A 16,912-nucleotide genomic window follows, 5' to 3' on the forward strand; every position below is an offset into this window, starting at 1 on the left:
GATGCACCGCCGCATCGCCCGCCGGGGAGGCCGACTTGACCGATCCATGGGTGGCGCTGGAGCCGGGCACCGATCCGTCCGAGCGGGTACGGGTCCTGCGCCGCGCGCACGAGACGTTCACCGCCGCGGGGACCGTGTCCCGCCCGGTGCGCTCCGTGGTGGCCGATTCCTGGCGGCGCTCCGCCACAGCGCACGTCAGCCCGGACGCCTCGGCGTCGGTGGAGCTGAGCGACGGCGACCTCGGGACGTACCGCGCCGAGCATCCGCTGGCCCGGGTCATGCCGCTGTTCCGTGAACTCATGGGCACGTTCGCCCAGGACGGTGAGCATCTGCTCGCCGTGTGCGACGCGCACGGCCGGCTCCTGTGGGTCGAGGGCGACCGGACGACGCGGCAGCGGGCGGGGAAGATGAACTTCGTGCCAGGCGCGCGCTGGTCGGAGACGGCGATGGGGACGAACGCGCCGGGGACGGCCGTGGCGGTCGACCGGCCCGTCCAGGTGTTCGCAGCCGAGCACTTCATCCGGCGCGTCCAGCCGTGGACCTGTGCGGCGGCCCCCGTGCACGATCCGCGTTCGGGACGGCTGCTCGGTGCCGTCGACATCACCGGCGGGGACGGGCTTGCCCATCCGCACAGCCTGGCGTTCGTGCAGGCGGTGGCCCGTGCGGCGGAGTCCCAGCTGGCGCTGCTCGCGCCGCCGCCTTCGGACGCGGACAGCCTCCGACTCACCGCGCTGGGCCGGGACGAGGCGCTCCTCATCACGAGCGGCGGACGCAAGATCCGCCTCAGCCGCCGGCACAGCGAGATCCTCGTCCTGCTGGCCCGCCACCCGGAGGGCCTGACCGGCGACGAGCTGCTGTGCGCCCTGTACGAGGACGAGTCGGTCACGCCAGTGACGCTGCGGGCCGAACTGGCGCGCCTGCGCCGCGTACTCGGCCCCGACATCCTCGGCTCGCGCCCCTACCGCCTGGCGGCGCCCGTCGAATCCGACTTCGGGACGGTCGAGCGGCGCCTGGGGACGGGCGCGGTGACGGCGGCCGCCGCCGCGTTCGGCGGACCGCTGCTGCCCGGCTCGCAGGCCCCTGCCGTCGTTCGTATACGGCGTAGGCTCACCGACGAGATGCGTGCCGCGCTCATCGCGCGGGGCGACCCCGACCTGCTGGCGGACTGGGCGCACGCGCCGTGGGGCGAGGAGGACCTCGACGTGTGGCGGGCGCTGGCCACGGTGCGCCCCGCGCCGCCCGTCCTTGCCCGCCTCAGGGAACTCGACGCGGAGCAGGCCTCGCCCGGCCCTCCGGCGTCGTACGCAACGTATCTGCAACGTCCGCGCGCCTAGCCTCCGTGCGAAAGCTGCCCAACGGCGGGCGGCTCGCACGGGAGGCCAGCCAAGATGACCCTTTACGCAGCGCCCGGTACCAACGGCTCAGTCGTCTCCTACCAGGCCCGCTACGACCACTTCATCGGCGGCGAGTACGTGCCGCCGGCCCTCGGCCAGTACTTCGAGAACCCGAGTCCGGTCAACGGGAAGCCGTTCACGGAGATCGCCAGGGGCACCGAGGCGGACGTCGAGCGCGCCCTCGACGCGGCGCACGCCGCCGCGCCCGCCTGGGGCCGTACGTCGCCCACCGCGCGCGCCGACATCCTCCTCAAGATCGCCGACCGGATGGAGGCGAACCTCGAGAAGCTGGCGGTCGCCGAGAGCTGGGAGAACGGCAAGCCGGTCCGCGAGACGCTCGCCGCCGACATCCCGCTCGCCATCGACCACTTCCGCTACTTCGCCGGCGCCCTGCGCGCCCAGGAGGGCTCGCTCAGCGAGATCGACGACGACACGATCGCGTACCACTTCCACGAGCCGCTCGGCGTCGTGGCGCAGATCATTCCGTGGAACTTCCCGATCCTGATGGCCACTTGGAAGCTCGCCCCGGCCCTCGCGGCGGGCAACGCGGTGGTCCTCAAGCCCGCGGAGCAGACCCCGGCGTCCATCCACTTCTGGCTGAGCCTGGTCGCCGACCTGCTGCCGCCGGGCGTCGTGAACGTCGTCAACGGCTTCGGCGTGGAGGCGGGCAAGCCGCTCGCGTCCAGCGCGCGCGTGGCCAAGGTCGCGTTCACCGGCGAGACCACGACGGGCCGGCTGATCATGCAGTACGCGTCCGAGAACATCAAGCCGGTCACCCTCGAACTCGGCGGCAAGTCGCCGAACATCTTCTTCGACGACGTGTGGGCGAAGGACGACGACTTCCGCGACAAGGCCCTCGAGGGCTTCACGATGTTCGCCCTCAACCAGGGCGAGGTCTGCACGTGTCCCTCGCGCGCGCTGATCCAGCAGGGCCACTACAGCGAGTTCCTCGACGCGGCGATCGCCCGCACGGAGGCCATCAGGCCGGGCAACCCGCTCGACACCGACACTATGATCGGCGCCCAGGCGTCCAACGACCAGCTCCAGAAGATCCTCTCCTACCTGGACATCGGCCAGCAGGAGGGCGCGAAGGTCCTGACGGGCGGTCAGCGCATCGAATACGACGGCGAGTTGGCGGGCGGCTACTACGTCCAGCCCACCATCTTCGAGGGCAACAACCGCATGCGGATCTTCCAGGAGGAGATCTTCGGCCCGGTCGTCTCCGTCGCCTCGTTCGCCGACTACGACGACGCGATCAAAATCGCCAACGACACGCTGTACGGCCTCGGCGCGGGCGTGTGGACCCGCGACATCAACACGGCGTACCGCGCGGGCCGTTCGATCCAGGCGGGCCGGGTCTGGACGAACTGCTACCACGCGTACCCGGCCCACGCCGCCTTCGGCGGCTACAAGCAGTCGGGCATCGGCCGCGAGAACCACAAGATGATGCTGGAGCACTACCAGCAGACGAAGAACCTTCTGGTGTCCTACTCGGCGCAGAAGCTCGGGTTCTTCTAGGACCAGACAGAAGGCGCCTGACCTGGGCTTTCACCCGTCAGGCGCCTTCCGTCCGACCCACTCATACCCGAGCCCGACGCGGTCCCACTCCTCCATCAACTGCTCGATGAGGCGGTTGGCCTGCTCCCGCGCGCCGTCCAGGAACTTGGTGTAGAGGCGCCAGAACGCCTCAATGCTCTGGCCGGCGCGGCGGGCACATTCGGCCGGGTCCACACCGGAGTGCAGCCAGATCGGATATCGCCAACACGTCGCCGAGCGGTGTCAGCAGTTCGGTCTCGTCATTGCGGATCCGGCGGGACAGCAGACGCTTGCCCTCCGCGATGATCGCCACGGCGTGGTGATGTGTCTTGCCGATGTCCACACCGGCCCAGATGTCGGGCACACGTTCCCCTCCGCCCGTTCGTCGCACATGGCACCCGCAGACGACCGCGCCGGCGTTGTCCTACAGCAGCGATCAAGTCGCGCATCCCAATTGGAAGGTAGGACAACCCTTAGTCTGAGCAAGTAGTTGGGCAGGTGCTCGGGGAGGATTGTTGTGGCTCAGGTGGTGCTGGTGCACGGGGTGGCTCAGCAGTTCGAAGGACCGGAGTTGCTGTCGTTGCGGCTCGGTGCCGCGCTCCGTGACGGGGTGAAGCTGGCCACCGGGACGGCGCTCCGGCCGGAGGACGTGACATGCGCGTTCTACGGGCACTGCTTCATCGAGCCCGGGACCCGGTCCAACGGTCTCCCCGCCTGGAACGAGCACGATGTGGAGGACGGCCTGGAGGCCGAACTCCTCGACGCGTGGTGGCGGCAGGCCGCCGAGATCGACGACGGAGTGGAGCCGCCTGAGGAGGAGGGGTCGCGGGGCCCGGCCGCCTACGCCGCCTCCCGGATGCTGCTCTCCCGGTGGGTGCGCGAACGGCTGAACGGTCTGACGCAGGCCCGGTTCTTCCAGCCGGCGTCGGAGCGGATGCTGATCGGCGAGCTGAAGCAGGTGCGCCGCTACCTGGACGAACCGCCGGTGTGGCAGGCCGCCCGCGCGGCGGTCACGGCGGAGATCGGTCCGGACACCCGGGTCGTGGTGGCGCATTCGCTGGGTTCGGTCGTCGCGTACGAGGCGCTGTGCGAGAAACCCGACTGGCCGGTGACGGATCTCGTGACGGTGGGCTCCCCACTGGGCCTGCCGGTGATCCACCGGCGGCTGAGCCCGCTGCCGGTGGAGGGGCGCGGGGCGTGGCCCGGCGGGGTGGCGCGGTGGACGAACGTCGCGGACCCGGGGGACATCGTCGCGCTGGTGGGCCAGTTGGCCCCGCACTTCGTGTCCGGCCCCGGCACGGGAGTGGACGACCGGACGATCACCAACGGGGTGCGGATGCATGACTTCGAGCGCTATCTGACGGCGCCGAAGACCGGGACAGCCGTAGCTGCCGGGCTGTGAGAGTCGCACGCATGACTGACGCCGGGGGCGACATGGTGGGTCGCCGGTTCCTGATCGCGGTCGGGGCCGGGGCATTCCGGGATCCGGGCATCGACGGCCTGCCCGGTGTCGCGGAGGACGTGCGCCGCGTACGGGAGTTGCTGGAGCCGATGGGTTACACGCCCGTCCTCACCGGCCTGGCCGACGCCCCGACCCGGGACGAGCTGGCCGAGGGCATCGAGGACTGGACGCTGGACACGTCCCTCGGCCCCGAGGACGTCGTGGTCGTGTATTTCGCCGGGCACGGCGTCAGCGAGGAGGACCGCCACTACCTGCTCTGCACGGACACCAGGCCCGGCCGCTGGACCCGGGCACTGGCGGCCGAGGACCTGGCCCGCCCGCTGGTGAAGAGCCCGGTCGGGCATCTGCTGGTCATGCTCGACACCTGCTACGCCGGGGCCGGCACCGCCGACATCAGCCGGCTCGCCTCCGACCTGGCGGACCTGCACCGCGGGCGGGCCAACCGCTGGCACCTGGCCTCCACCCGCGCCCGGGGACGGGCAAAGGAGAACGCGTTCGTCGACGCCCTCACCGACGTCTTCGCCCACCCGCGGCACGGCGCCACCCAGCGGTACGTGAGCGTCCGCGAGGTCACCGAACGCGTCAACGACCACTTCCGCGCCCACCGCCCCAGCCAGCAGGCCCGGTTGACCACCACCGAGACCGACGGCCAGGACCCGTTCTTCCCCAGCCCCCGCTACCTGCCCGGCCTGCCCGCCGACGGCATCGACCTGGCGAGTCTCGTCCTGCTGCGCCGGCGGCACGCCGGGCACTTCGATCCACGTAGCCGCGGCCTCGAACACTCCGGGGAACTCGGCGACTACTTCACCGGCCGCGTCCTCGCCCTGGAGGAACTCGCCGGGTTCCTCACAACCTGCGACGCGAACCACGACCGCAAGGCCCGGGTCGTCACAGGGGATCCGGGCTCGGGCAAGTCGGCGCTGCTGGGGCGCCTCCTGACCCTGACCGACCCGGACGCCTCCAGCCCTCATGTCATCGCCCTGCACGCGCGCCGCGCCTCCCTGACCGAACTGGTGACCGCCCTCGCCGAAGCCCTGCACCTGCCCGCCCCGGCCGACCGCGACACCGTGCTCACCGCCCTGTCCGCCCGCACCACACCGGTCGCCGTCGTGGTGGACTCCCTCGACGAGGCCGGCACCGCGGGCGACGCCCAAGAGAGCCGCCGCATCGCCCGCGAACTCCTCCAGCCCCTCTCCGCCCTCCCCTCTGTTCGGCTCGTCGTCGGCACCCGGCGTCCCCAGATCCCCTCCCTCGGCCACGCCGTACACATCCTCGACCTCGACGCGCCCGAACACCTCACCCGCGCCGACATCACCGCGTACGCCCGCGCCGTCCTGGAAGACGCCCAGGACCCCGACAGCCGCTCCCCCTACCGCCACGACCCCGCCCTCGCCGCCACGATCGCCGACGGCATCGCCGAACGAGCAGGCTCCTCCTACCTCGTAGCCCGCATGACCGCCCGCGCCCTCGTCCACAGCCAGATCACCGTCGACACCGCACGCCCCGACTGGCGCGAACGCCTCCCCAGCGACGCGAAGGAAGCCTTCGCCACCTACCTCGACCGCTTCGGCCCCGACCATCCCAAGGCCGAACGCCTCCTGCGCCCCCTCGCCTACGCCCAGGGCGCCGGCCTCCCCTGGTCCACCATCTGGGCCCCCCTCGCCGAGGCCCTGTCCGGCCTGCCTTGCTCCCAGGACGACCTCGACTGGCTCCACCGGCACGCGGGCGCCTACATCGTGGAGACCCCGACACCGAACGGCTCGGCCTACCGTCTCTTCCACGAGACGATGGCCGAACACCTGCGCCGCACGGGCAACGAGTCCGACGACCACGCCACGATCGCCCGCACGCTCATCGCCCTGGTCCACCGCGACCCTGCCACGGGCGTGAACGACTGGCCCGCCGCCCACCCCTACATCCGTCGCCACGTGGCCACGCACGCGGCGGCGGGCGGCGTTCTGACAAGGCTGTTGGAGGACCCGGAGTACCTGGTCCACTCGGACGCCGCGCCGCTGCTGCGGGCATTGGACACGGTCATCGACCCGGTCCACCGCACCGTTGCGGACATCTACCGCGCGTCCGCCGCCGTCCACGCATCGCTCACCTCGGACGGGCGCCGCGACATCCTGGCCATCGACGCCGCCCGCTACCAACAACCCCAGCTTGCCGCCGAGTTCGCCCGGACCCGGCCCTGGGCACCACGGTGGGCCACGGGCAACCTTGTGCATCCCGCGTACCAGGCGACCCTCACCGGACACACCGGATACGTGAACGCGGTCGTGGTGACGGAGATCGACAACCGCGCCCACGCCGTCTCCGTCGGCAGCGACAGGACGGTACGGGTGTGGGACCTCGAAGCCAACACCCAGCGTGCCACCCTCACCGGACACACCGACAACGTGAACGCAGTCGGGGTGACGGAGATCGACGGCCGTCCCCACGCCGTCACCGCCGGCGATGACCGGACCGTGTGCGTGTGGGACCTGGTCTCCGGCACCGAGCGCGCTGTCCTCACCGGCCACACCAGCGGGGTGGAAACGGTCGTGATGGCGGAGATCGACGGACGTCCGCACGCCCTCACGGGCAGCCGCGACGGGACGGTCCGGCTGTGGGATGTTGTCTCTGCCGTCGAACGCGCCGTTCTCACAGGTCACACCGACCGGGTGCGCACGGTCGTGGTGACGGAGATCGACGGACGTCCGCACGCCCTCACGGGCAGCCGCGACGGGACGGTCCGGCTGTGGGACCTGCTTTCCGGAACCGAGCGGGACGTTCTCACCGATCGCGTCGGTCGAGTCGGCGAAGTAAAGATGGTGGCGGTGGTCGAGCTCGACAACGCCCCCCACGCCGTCGTCGTCGGCATCGACGGGCAAGTGCGAACATGGAATCTGGCTACAGGCACCGAACGCGCTCCGATCGCCGTCCCATCCCGTTGGGTGAATGCGGCGGTGGTGACGGAGCTCCACGACCGCCCCCATGTCCTCACTGCCAGCAGTGACGACGGGACCGTACGGGTGTGGGATCTCGTCGCCGGTGTTGAACGTGACGATCTCGCCGTCTCTACGCGCGCACTGCGGTTGATGGTTGTCGCGGACATCGGCGGCCGTCCCCATGCCCTTGCAACCGGTGACGACGGAACGGTGCAGGTGTGGGACGTCGCCTCCGGCACCGAACGCACCGTCCTCACCGGCCACACCGGTTCGGTGCTCATGATGGCGGTGGCACAGATCGGCGGTCGCCTCCATGCCCTCAGCACCGGCACGGAGGGACTCGACGGCCGCTACTACGCCCTCACCGTCGACGAAACAGCGAAGATATGGGATGTGGCCTCCGGCACCCTCCGCGGTGTCTTCACCGGCCGCACCAGCCTGGTGAACTCACTGGCGGTGGTCGAGATCGACGGACGGCCCCACGCGGTGACCGCCGGCGCGGACTCGACGGTGCGGGTATGGGATGTGGCCTCGGGCAGCGAACGAGCCGTCCTGGAGGGCCACACCGGCGGGGTGACCGAGGCGGTGGTGACGGAGATCGACGGCCGCCCCCACGCCATCTCCGCCGGCTTCGACGGAACCGTGCGGGTATGGGACGTGATCTCCGGTACCGAACGAGCTGTCCTCACTGGCCACACTCGGTGGGTGCGGATGCTGCTGGTGACGGAGATCGACGGTCGTCCGCACGTCGTCACCTCCAGTGAGGACCGGACGGTGCGGGTATGGGATCTCGTCGCAGGAGCTGAACGAGCTGTCCTCACTGGGCACGCTCGATCGTTGATCGCGGTGAAGGTGACAGAACTCCGAGGCCGCACGCATGCCCTCACGACGAGCTTCGACAGGACCGTGCGGGTGTGGGACCTCGTCACAGGCATCGAACGCCCCGCGCTCACAGGCCCCGCGAACTTGCTGAACGCGATGGCGGTGGTAGAGATCGACGGTCGCCCTCATGTCATCACCAACTGTGACGATCGGAAAGTTCGAGTGTGGGACCTGCTCTCGGCCCGTGTGACGGCCGTCCTCACGCTGCCGCTGTCGGCCCAAGTCATCATGGCGAACGACGATCTGCTCCTTCTGGGAATGGCCAGTGAAGTCATCGCCCTGCAGCACACCGCCGTGCCATAGCGCACACTGCTCGGTCAAACTGGTGGGTTCGCTCGATCTGCTCCGGGCCGACCGGCCCGAAGCCGCGTATGCCAGCGACAACACCCTGGTGCCGACGTGGCCAGCCCTCTGCCAGTCGCCCCCAACGCGAGACGGAGTCGTAAGACACTCGCTCTGGACCTCCACGGCCGCCTTCGACGCGGCGTAGTGGACGTACTGGCCGGGACTGCCGAGGGTGGCGGCGCCGGAGGACACGTGGACGATGGCCCCGGCATCCGCCCGAGTCATGTCGCGCGCGGCGCGACGGCAGCACTTCATGACACCAAGCACGTTCACATCGAGGACGCGCCGCAGGTCTTCGGTACGCGCCTCGGCGAACGGGCCGACGGGCGAGGTGACGCCCGCGTTGTTCACCAGGCCGCCCGTGCGACTCATGCCTCATCCACTCGCCACCTCAGTGATCGGGAAGGCGACCAAGGGTGCGCAGCGGGCGTCCGCGCTGCGGGCAGCCAGGCTTCGGCCCCGCGGACCCATGAGGTAAGAAGGCATCCGTGACCCAAACGCCGCAGACCGCCACCCAGCACGCGTTCATCGCCCTCGCACCACCCGACGATGCGAAGAACGAGCTGGCGCACGCGCTGAGCCCGGCCTACGCCGTCTATCCTGACCTGCGCTGGAACCGCATCGAGGACTGGCACATCACCCTGGCCTTCCTGGGCGAGCTGCCGGTGCAGGCCGTCCAGCGGCTTCGTTCACCCCTCGCCGACCTGGCGGCTGCCCGCCCCTCTCTCGAACTGGCACTGCTCGGTGGCGGACACTTCGACGAACGAGTGCTGTGGAGCGGCATCGAGGGCGATCTCGACGGACTGCACGAGCTGGCCGAAGCAGTACGGGCACGGGTAAGGGACTGCGACGTCGCCTTCGCCGAACGTCCGCTGCGCCCCCACCTCACGCTGGCCCGCGCTCGCCGCTACGACAACGCGTCACTAAAAGCGGCGGCCGCCTGCCTCGACGGCTTCACCGGACGCCCTTGGCAGACCGAACGCCTCCACCTGGTCGGCAGCACGGTAAGAGGCCACCCAGGCCCGCGGCGCTATCAGGACATGGACGCATGGACCCTCGTCACTGGTCAAAGGCGTCCCGATCCGAAACCGCCACAGGCTGCTGCGCATGAGCGCCAGGACGGTTCGGGTCCCGCGATGATGCCGGCTCGGCCCCACGCGCCCTGAACCCGGTCAGACGGTCACCCCGCCAGTCAACGGGTCGGGCCATCGCATGCCCCTCTGGTTGCCGATGCACGGCCCGGGCAAGCAGCCGCGCACTCTGGCAACGACGCAATGGATCTCGCCGGAACAGCCGGAACAGTTCGACGACGACCGTCATAACTGGTCTCTTCTACTCAGGATCCCCGCCGCACAGGGCCCCGCGCCGCAGATCAAGAGCATGGGCTTGGACCGACATCTCTTGCCAAGGTGATTTGAACGTGTTCAAATATCTGCGTACGGATGACCTCGAAGCTCTTGCATGCGTCGAGGCAGGGACAGTTGGGGGAAGCTGTGGCCTCGGGCGCTGGCTACGTCGTCTTGGCGGCGTACATGTTGTACCTGGCACTCATGACGCCGTTCTGCATTCTGATCGGGGTGAAGGTGTCCGCCGGAATGGGCTGGCTGTTCTCGGCGGGCTTGATCTTCTTGCCCCTGGCCCTGCTGTTCAGCTTCGTGATCGCCGGCGTCACCACCTAGGGCTCGGCCCAGTCACTACTACGGTGTGATGCCCTCCGGCGCGCTCACGCAGCCGCCGACGAAAGGCTCTTTCCCGTCGTCGCCGAGGTCGTCCTGCCGACGCTCGACGTCCCACCGCTCCTCGACGTCCCACCGCTCCTCGAGGTCCTCCCGGCTCGGATGCCGTGCCTCCACGACTCCTGCCGCTCTGCGCTGCTTGAGCAGCTCGCTCGGCGGAGAACTCCGCCATCCGCGTGAGCGCACACGGAGCCTTCTGCCCCGGACCGGACGGGTTCCCGGACCGTGGGCAGCCGGGAAACAGCCCGCCCACGCCCAAGGCTTCCTGATCAAGAGTTCACGGACAGGTTCTGGCGTCCCACTCGACCGGAACTTCGGGCGCAGGGAGAGCTCCCCCGTCTGCACGCGTCCTGATCAGCCGCCCCTCCACCGTGCCGATCACCAGGTCCCCGTCCGGTCCTGCGCTCATGCAAGTCGGTGTGTAGAGGTGCCCGCTGAGGGTGAGCGTCCTCCGCCGTACCACCGTGCCTTCCTCTGCTCGCAGCGTGAGCAGCTCGCAGGCCCCGGCTCCGGTCACGGCGTGGACGAGACCGCCGTGCACGTCGACCCCGGTCACCCGCGCGTCGAAACGGTGGACCCAGGCCACAGCACCGTCCGGGTAAGCGCGACGTACGAGGTAGGTGCCGTCGCGCGCCGTGCACGTGTGGACAAGCCCCTGTCCGGCGTCGTCGTCGACGTATACGGCGGGACCGCCGCGCAGGTGAGGGCCGAGTGCCTCGTGCCAGGCGAGCGGGAACAACTTCTCGACCCCGTTGGGGTCGGCCCGCACGACCCACTTCTCCAACAGTTCCGTCCTTACCTCCCCGCCGCCGACGCCGTAGAGGAAAAGCAGATGGGGCGAACGTCGCACGGTGAAGTCGTAGGAACTGTCACTCTCCCCCAACGCCAGGGTGGCCAGCTGTCGCCCGGACGGCGTGAGCACGACGCTGTCGTACGGCGGCCAGCGCGGCCCGGGAAACAGCTCCCGTGAGTCCCTGGCCACCCAGGCACCATCCGTGCGCGCAGCGATGGCAACCGGAAAGTCGAGGCGGCTCTCGGCGAGTTGAGCACCGTCGGTGAGGGCGAACCGGCACAGCAGTGTGCGCCGGTCGCTGCTGTCGCCCACCAGGACGGTGATCCACGCGCTCTCCTCGTCCGGGGTGACGTACACCCGACAGCCGTTGCGTTGCCGCTGGCTGTCAGGCACCGGCACCGACCACTGCGGGGTACCGTCCGGCGACCAGCACTCCAGGAGGAGCCCGCTCTGCGCCGCAGCAAGAATCCGGCCGTCCCGGAGCACCTCCACGACGGCCACCCCCGGCCGCCGGGCCCAGGCGCGGCCCCGCTCGGCGGCGACGCCGGCAAGGTACCGCTGAGGTTGGTCGATGTCCGGTCCCTTGATGCCGCTCCAGTCGACCTCCACCGGCACCTGCGGCCAGGAGACCAGCGCGGCGAGCACGTCGGCAGTAACGTCCTGCCAATCGGGGCGCTCGACGACAGACCGCGTGTACGTCACCCGGCCCAGGTCTTCGTAGTCGACAACCGGCCGAGCGAACGTCACCTCCAGGCGGCACGCATCCCGCCAGCGCAGGGCGCTGACACCTGCCCCGGCGACGGCCACGTCAGTGCGGCGCCGTGTCTCCGGCTCGTACAGGTGCAACCCTCCCCGCAGTTCGAACTCGTCGCCCTCCTCCGTCCCCACGGCGAGCACGGGCAAGGCCGGATGGAAGGCGAGCCCCTCGATGCCTTGCTCCAGCACAATCTGGTCCCACAAAGCGAGATCGCTCGTCTGGTAGACCGCGATCCGGCCACCGTCGCCGCGTCCGCTCGCGTAACAACTGACGGCGATCCAGCGGCCGTCCGCACTCACGTCGGTCGTGAAAGGGTGGCCGACCTCCGGGAACGGGTCGTCGGGTATCAGACGCATCGCAGGAGCGTATCGGCCGACGATCCCTGGTGAGCGGTCCAGTCGCTGCCACTGTCCCCTATGAGCAGGACCTTGGAGGAGATGACCGCCTGCCCCTCCCGCGACATTCTCGTCATCCCCGGCGATGTCCTCGGCCGGGCCTGCCGGGCCGGCCTGCTCCCCATGGAGCCGTCAGCCCATCTGGTCCTCGGCGGACAGGCAATCCAGCCGAGATCCGGACCAGGCGTGGACCAACTGGACTTCCCATCAAGCGATATCGCCCGTTACCGCAGGTCAGGCGCCAAAGAGGCCCTGTACCGCAAGGAGACGAAGAGCCTCCTCGTCTCGTACTCACCGAGGCGTCTCGGCTTCTTCTGGAAGCGCGAGAAAAGGCGCCTGCCCTGGGCCTTGGCCCGGCAGGCGCGTTTGGCCCGACTCGCTCGAAGCGAGAATCGAGGGGATCGCCGACAGCAGCAGTCTGCCTGCAGCCGTCGGCGGTCGGCCCGGCCGGCGGCGTCCGCGTCGGTCAGCGGGTGCGGAGACTGCTGGTGTACACGTCCGTACGGTTGTGTGGTGCGCGGGAGTTGGTCTCGGTGAGCACCGCCCGTACTCCCTTGCCGTCTGCCACCAGGCCCTGGTAGTCGCCGAGGAAGTAGCCCCCGGCGAACGGCGCCTGCAGCCAGTCGAAGACCCGCGAGATCCGTCGTTCCGTCCGGAGCTTCGGGTTTCCGTGCGGCAACGTGGCCAGTTGGTAGGCGGTGGGCAGGGTGGTGGTGTCGCCGGGCTTGAGGAAGCGCAGGTCGTAGTAGGTGAGCGCGACTGTGCCCCGCGCGTCGACCGCGATCGACGGGGAGAAGGCCGGTACACCCTTGGGGCTGATCAGCTCCGGGGTCCCCCAGGTGCGTCCGTGGTCGGTGGACCGCACGAGCTGCACGGAGTTGAACTTTCCACCGGAGAAGTCCGAGGCCTCGTAGGCCATGTACAGCGTGCCGGTCTTGGGGTCGACGGCCGGGCTGGGCAGGGTGGACGCGGCGCGCAGCAGCTTGGTGGGGTCGTTCGGGTCGACCTCCGGTACGGCGGTGTCCCGGGCCACGGTGACCGGGGCGCTCCAGGTCTTCCCGGCGTCGGTCGAGGTGACCACCGCGTAGTGGGCTTCGACGACGGTGCTCAGGTCGTCGGCGTAGGTGATCTGGTCGAAGAAGTCGTACAGGGTGCCGGTGCGCCGGTCTACGACGATCAGATGGCCGATGGTCTGCGTGTTGGGCACGGTGCTGGTGTCGACGAACCGCCGGGCCTCGCTCCAGGTCCGGCCGCCGTCGCGGGTGAGGGAGATGTAGCCGGGACCGTCGAGGGAGCTGGGGCCGAGCGGGTCGTTGTCGAGGCGGTTCCAGACCTGGTAGGCGGTGCCCTTGCGGATGGGGTCGGCGGTGAGTGAGGGCTTGTCGTTGAAGAACGGCTCCTTGTCGACGTGCGTGGTGGTGAGGTTCCGCCAGGTGCGGCCGCCGTCACGGGACGTGGCGGCCAGGAGGGCACTGCGCGTGCTCCTCGTGAAGTCGACGCCCTCTCCGCCGGCGTAGACGATGCCGTCCGGTCCGGTGCTCACCCAGGGGTCGGTGGCCCGTTCGAAGTCCGCGCCGCCGGGGGCGCACAGGCTGAACGGCAGCGTGCTCCGGTGGAAGGTGTGGCCGTCCGTGGTCCAGCCGGCCACCAGGCCACGGGCCCCGCCGTCGTTCCAGCGGTCCTGCTGGAACACGGTGACCACGCGCTTGGGGTCGCGCGGATCGACGGACAGGTACGGCTCGACCTCGGTGGCCGGGTAGACGATGCTGTCGGGAGACCTCGCGCCGATGGTGCAGTGCGCGTACGGGTCGCCGTGGGACACCTTGACCAGTGCTGTGCCGTCGGGGTTCGGGTCTGCTGCGGCGGTAGTCGCGCCGGTGACAAGCAGTAGCGCGGCGGTGGTGACGGCGGTCAGGGGCAGGAAGACGCGCATGCGGGATCTCCTCCGGGCCTCGCGGCCGGGGTACGGGACCGCCGCCATCGGGGCGGCCTGGGGCGCGGAGGCGTACCGGAACGCGGGGGTGGGGCGACTCCGCTTGATCCTTTTCGGCGTTGCAGCCGGTGCCCTTGATGCGCCGAACGGCGGAGTCCTCCCCGAGGTCATCCAGGGCACGACGGAGCCGACCGGCGGTGCACGTGCCGGTCGGCTCCTTGGTCACGCTGTTACGGCGCCGTCTCGTAGAGCTCGGGAGAGGGCAGTGGGCGGCCTTGGGCCGCTTGGCGGTTGGCGATGTCGGCGGGGTCGGCCTTGGCCCGGACGGGATGGCAGAGCGAAATGACCTGCTGGACCTCTTCCACGGTGGGGATGAGTCAGGGCGTCCGCAAAGGCCGCAACGCGGACAGCGGCGCGCTCATCGCCCGCGCCAGAAGGAAGACTTCATCACCGTCGGCACATCCAGGCCCGGGGCCGGCGGGACTGTTCGTTCTGCTGCGCCTTCCCCAGGACATCTCCCGGGAAAAGGGTCCTGTCTCCGATCGGTACCGGCGGTCGGCGGCCGCGCGGTCCTTCAACGCGGTTCGTGGGCTGCGGCCCGGCAGGCACCGGTCGCGGCGCCGCCCGCCACTCCGGCCCCGGTCAGTCCGGTCACACAACTCTGCAGGTCTCCGACCACGCCACGGCTGCAGGCCGCTGTGACAGCGCCGGAATCGGTGGCGCCGGCCAGTTCGGCCATCTGTGTGCAGGCGGGGATGTCCGCCCGGACCGCGGGGGCGGCGAGGACCGCACCGCCGAGGGTGAGGGTCAGGCCGGTGAGGACACCGGTGATACGGGTCGACGTGCGCATGGGACGCACCTGCCTTCCGGGTCGGTCGCGCGGTCGCGGTCCCGGCGGGCCGGATCCACGCGGTAGCGCCGCCTGGCGACGCTCGGTGAGTGGTGCCCGTAGCCGGCAGGCTCAGAGACTGACCGTACGGTTCTGCGTTGCGGCCATTGAGCCGCACCGGGACATGGTCAACAGGCCGAAGGAGATGGCCACGGACCGCATGAGACGCACTCGGACCTCCACTCGCGGGCCCCTCACTCCAGCGTCGCATCCTCTCCGCCGCCCGTCCTGGGCACCCGGGGGCGGTCGCGCTGAGTAACTGCGCCTGCGCGAAGCGCGGTAGGACCTACGGTCACCGGAGTCGCCCGGAAGCAACGCCCCTCCGTCGTGGGGCGCGGGCAGGACGGCGACGTGATCCCGCAACGCCCGACGCTGCGCATGGTGGACAAGAAGGTCGCCACCGCGGGTCGACCGGACGCGGCGGACGTGTGACAGGTCGGCCGGCGACCGCGTGGCCGGCCGACCGGCTGGGCGATCGGACAGCCACCGCCGGTCGGCGAGCGCGTCGCTGACATTACGTCACGTCCCGTCCCGTCACGACAAGCGGCGGAATACGGGCTTCACCGGCCGCCCCGCCATCCAGGGGGTGGGGTCGGCGGCGTCCAGTGCCTTCCGGTATACCGCACACGCCTGGGCCACCACGTCGACGGTGCGGTCGATGTCGGCTTCGCCGAGCGCGCTGCTCACCACGAACGACGGGGCAAGCACTCCGCCCGCGAGGAGTTGGCGCAGGAACAAGGTGCGGTACTGCTGCGACGGCTGCCCGTTCTCGTCGAGGGTGGCGAAGACCAGGTTGCTGGCCCGGCCCCGGACGACGAGGTGGTCGCCGACGCCCGTGCTCGATGCGGCCTCGCCAACACCGGCGGCCAACCGCTCGCCGAGGGCGTGCAGTTGTGCGGTGATGCCCTCCTCGACGTACGTGCTGAGCACGGCCGTCGCGGCGGCCAGCGAGTGCGTTTCCGCACCGTGCGTGGTGGACAGCAGGAACACCCGCTCGCTCGAGTGACGAAGGCCGCCCCGCTCCATCAGATCGCGGCGCCCGGCCAGCGCGGAGACGGCGAACCCGTTGCCCAGCGCCTTGCCGAACGTGGAGAGGTCGGGAACAACGCCGTACAGACCCTGGGCGCCCGCCTCGGACCAGCGCAGGCCGGTGATCATCTCGTCGAAGATCAGTACGCACCCGTGCCGGTCGGCCAGCGCGCGCAGGCCCTCGAGGTACCCGGGAGGCGGCTCGGTGTGGCCGGCGGGTTCGAGGATCAGGCAGGCGACCTCGTCCTGGTACCGGGTCAGCAGCTCCTCCGTGGCGACCAGGTCCCCGTAGGGAAATGCCACGGTGAGTTCGGTGGTCGCCGCCGGCACACCGGCGGACATCGATGATGTGCCGATGAACCAGTCGTCGACGGAGAAGAACGGATGGTCGCCGCAGATGGCCACCCGCGTGCGCCCGGTGACGGCGCGGGCGAGGCGCACCGCGGCGGTGGTGACGTCGGAGCCGTTCTTCGCGAACTTGACCATGTCGGCGGTCGGCACCGTGGCCAGGAAGCGTTCCGCCGCCTCGACCTCCACGATGGACGGCCGCACGAAGTTGCTGCCGCGGTCGAGTTCGCGCCGCACCGCCTCGAGCACGCGCGGGTGGGCGTGGCCGAGGCTGACCGACCGCAGGCCGGACCCGTACTCGATGTAGCGGTTGTCGTCGACGTCCCACACGTGGGCACCGCTGCCGTGGCTGATGACCGGGGCCAGGTTCTCGGGGTACTGGTCGTCGCCCTTGGCGTAGGTGTGCGCGCCCCCGGGGATCATGGCGTGCAGCCGCTCGTTCGCCAGCTGTGACCGGGGCAGGAGGAACTCTTCGGCGTCCAC

At 70.2% G+C, this 16,912-nt stretch carries 12 protein-coding genes and 2 pseudogenes; 6 read left to right on the forward strand and 8 right to left on the reverse strand.

Features of this window, described 5'->3' with window-relative positions; translation table 11 throughout:
• Positions 1-35: 35 nt before the first annotated feature.
• Positions 36-1,334, forward strand: coding sequence for a GAF domain-containing protein (locus ACWIGU_RS16125; RefSeq protein WP_454401296.1), 1,299 nt, complete (start codon positions 36-38; stop codon positions 1,332-1,334).
• Between the two features lie 54 nt (positions 1,335-1,388).
• Positions 1,389-2,912 carry an acetaldehyde dehydrogenase ExaC gene (gene exaC / locus ACWIGU_RS16130; RefSeq protein WP_454401298.1) on the forward strand — a complete coding sequence of 508 codons (1,524 nt, stop codon included), beginning with the start codon at positions 1,389-1,391 and terminating at the stop codon, positions 2,910-2,912.
• A 30-nt stretch (positions 2,913-2,942) separates the two neighbouring features.
• On the opposite strand, the gene ACWIGU_RS16135 is transcribed toward exaC, so the two are convergent.
• Together ACWIGU_RS16135 and ACWIGU_RS16140 are read right to left on the reverse strand one after the other, a co-directional pair.
• Entirely contained in the window at positions 2,943-3,125 is a 183-nt protein-coding gene (locus tag ACWIGU_RS16135; protein WP_454401300.1) for an integrase, read from the reverse strand.
• A gap of 16 nt (positions 3,126-3,141) precedes the next feature.
• Positions 3,142-3,294: pseudogene (locus ACWIGU_RS16140) on the reverse strand (IS110 family transposase); the annotation flags it as partial.
• A 153-nt stretch (positions 3,295-3,447) separates the two neighbouring features.
• Between ACWIGU_RS16140 and ACWIGU_RS16145 the strand changes: the two are divergent.
• On the forward strand, positions 3,448-4,332 hold the full coding sequence (locus ACWIGU_RS16145; protein WP_454401302.1) for an antibiotic ABC transporter ATP-binding protein: 885 nt from the start codon (positions 3,448-3,450) through the stop codon (positions 4,330-4,332).
• 11 nt (positions 4,333-4,343) lie between these two features.
• Positions 4,344-8,507 (forward strand): caspase family protein, encoded by a 4,164-nt coding sequence (locus tag ACWIGU_RS16150; protein WP_454401304.1) that lies wholly within the window; start codon positions 4,344-4,346, stop codon positions 8,505-8,507.
• A 201-nt stretch (positions 8,508-8,708) separates the two neighbouring features.
• On the opposite strand, the pseudogene ACWIGU_RS16155 reads toward ACWIGU_RS16150, so the two are convergent.
• Positions 8,709-8,921 (reverse strand): annotated as a pseudogene (locus ACWIGU_RS16155) (SDR family NAD(P)-dependent oxidoreductase); the annotation flags it as partial.
• A 116-nt stretch (positions 8,922-9,037) separates the two neighbouring features.
• Here ACWIGU_RS16155 and thpR point away from each other — a divergent pair.
• A complete protein-coding gene (gene thpR / locus ACWIGU_RS16160; protein WP_454401306.1) occupies positions 9,038-9,715 on the forward strand; it encodes an RNA 2',3'-cyclic phosphodiesterase in 678 nt (225 codons plus the stop codon).
• A gap of 276 nt (positions 9,716-9,991) precedes the next feature.
• Positions 9,992-10,228, forward strand: a complete 237-nt coding sequence (locus tag ACWIGU_RS16165) for a hypothetical protein (RefSeq protein WP_454401308.1) — start codon at positions 9,992-9,994, stop codon at positions 10,226-10,228.
• Positions 10,229-10,246: 18 nt separating this feature from the next.
• Here ACWIGU_RS16165 and ACWIGU_RS16170 read toward each other — a convergent pair whose 3' ends face one another.
• The 5 genes from ACWIGU_RS16170 to ACWIGU_RS16190 all read right to left on the reverse strand — a co-directional run bounded on the left by ACWIGU_RS16170 (position 10,247) and on the right by ACWIGU_RS16190 (position 16,912).
• Complete coding sequence (locus tag ACWIGU_RS16170) at positions 10,247-10,471, reverse strand: hypothetical protein (protein WP_454401310.1); 225 nt, start codon at positions 10,469-10,471, stop codon at positions 10,247-10,249.
• 91 nt (positions 10,472-10,562) lie between these two features.
• Positions 10,563-12,191, reverse strand: a complete 1,629-nt coding sequence (locus ACWIGU_RS16175) for a hypothetical protein (RefSeq protein ID WP_454401312.1) — start codon at positions 12,189-12,191, stop codon at positions 10,563-10,565.
• Positions 12,192-12,696: 505 nt separating this feature from the next.
• Positions 12,697-14,163: a sialidase family protein gene (locus tag ACWIGU_RS16180; protein WP_454401313.1), complete on the reverse strand. Its 1,467-nt coding sequence runs from the start codon at positions 14,161-14,163 to the stop codon at positions 12,697-12,699.
• A gap of 574 nt (positions 14,164-14,737) precedes the next feature.
• Positions 14,738-15,013: a hypothetical protein gene (locus ACWIGU_RS16185; RefSeq protein WP_454401315.1), complete on the reverse strand. Its 276-nt coding sequence runs from the start codon at positions 15,011-15,013 to the stop codon at positions 14,738-14,740.
• 573 nt (positions 15,014-15,586) lie between these two features.
• The gene (locus ACWIGU_RS16190) at positions 15,587-16,912 is read right to left on the reverse strand and encodes a glutamate-1-semialdehyde 2,1-aminomutase (protein WP_454401317.1); all 1,326 of its coding nucleotides are present in this window, start codon (positions 16,910-16,912) and stop codon (positions 15,587-15,589) included.

The organism is Streptomyces sp. NPDC055400 (assembly GCF_053644375.1).

Coding starts and splice junctions, on each gene's coding strand:
- exaC (WP_454401298.1), top strand. CDS start 1,389: ATGACCCTTTACGCAGCGCCCGGTACCAACGGCTCAGTCGTCTCCTAC.
- ACWIGU_RS16150 (WP_454401304.1), top strand. CDS start 4,344: ATGACTGACGCCGGGGGCGACATGGTGGGTCGCCGGTTCCTGATCGCG.
- ACWIGU_RS16165 (WP_454401308.1), top strand. CDS start 9,992: ATGACCTCGAAGCTCTTGCATGCGTCGAGGCAGGGACAGTTGGGGGAA.
- ACWIGU_RS16175 (WP_454401312.1), bottom strand. CDS start 12,191: ATGCGTCTGATACCCGACGACCCGTTCCCGGAGGTCGGCCACCCTTTC.
- ACWIGU_RS16180 (WP_454401313.1), bottom strand. CDS start 14,163: ATGCGCGTCTTCCTGCCCCTGACCGCCGTCACCACCGCCGCGCTACTG.
- ACWIGU_RS16185 (WP_454401315.1), bottom strand. CDS start 15,013: ATGCGCACGTCGACCCGTATCACCGGTGTCCTCACCGGCCTGACCCTC.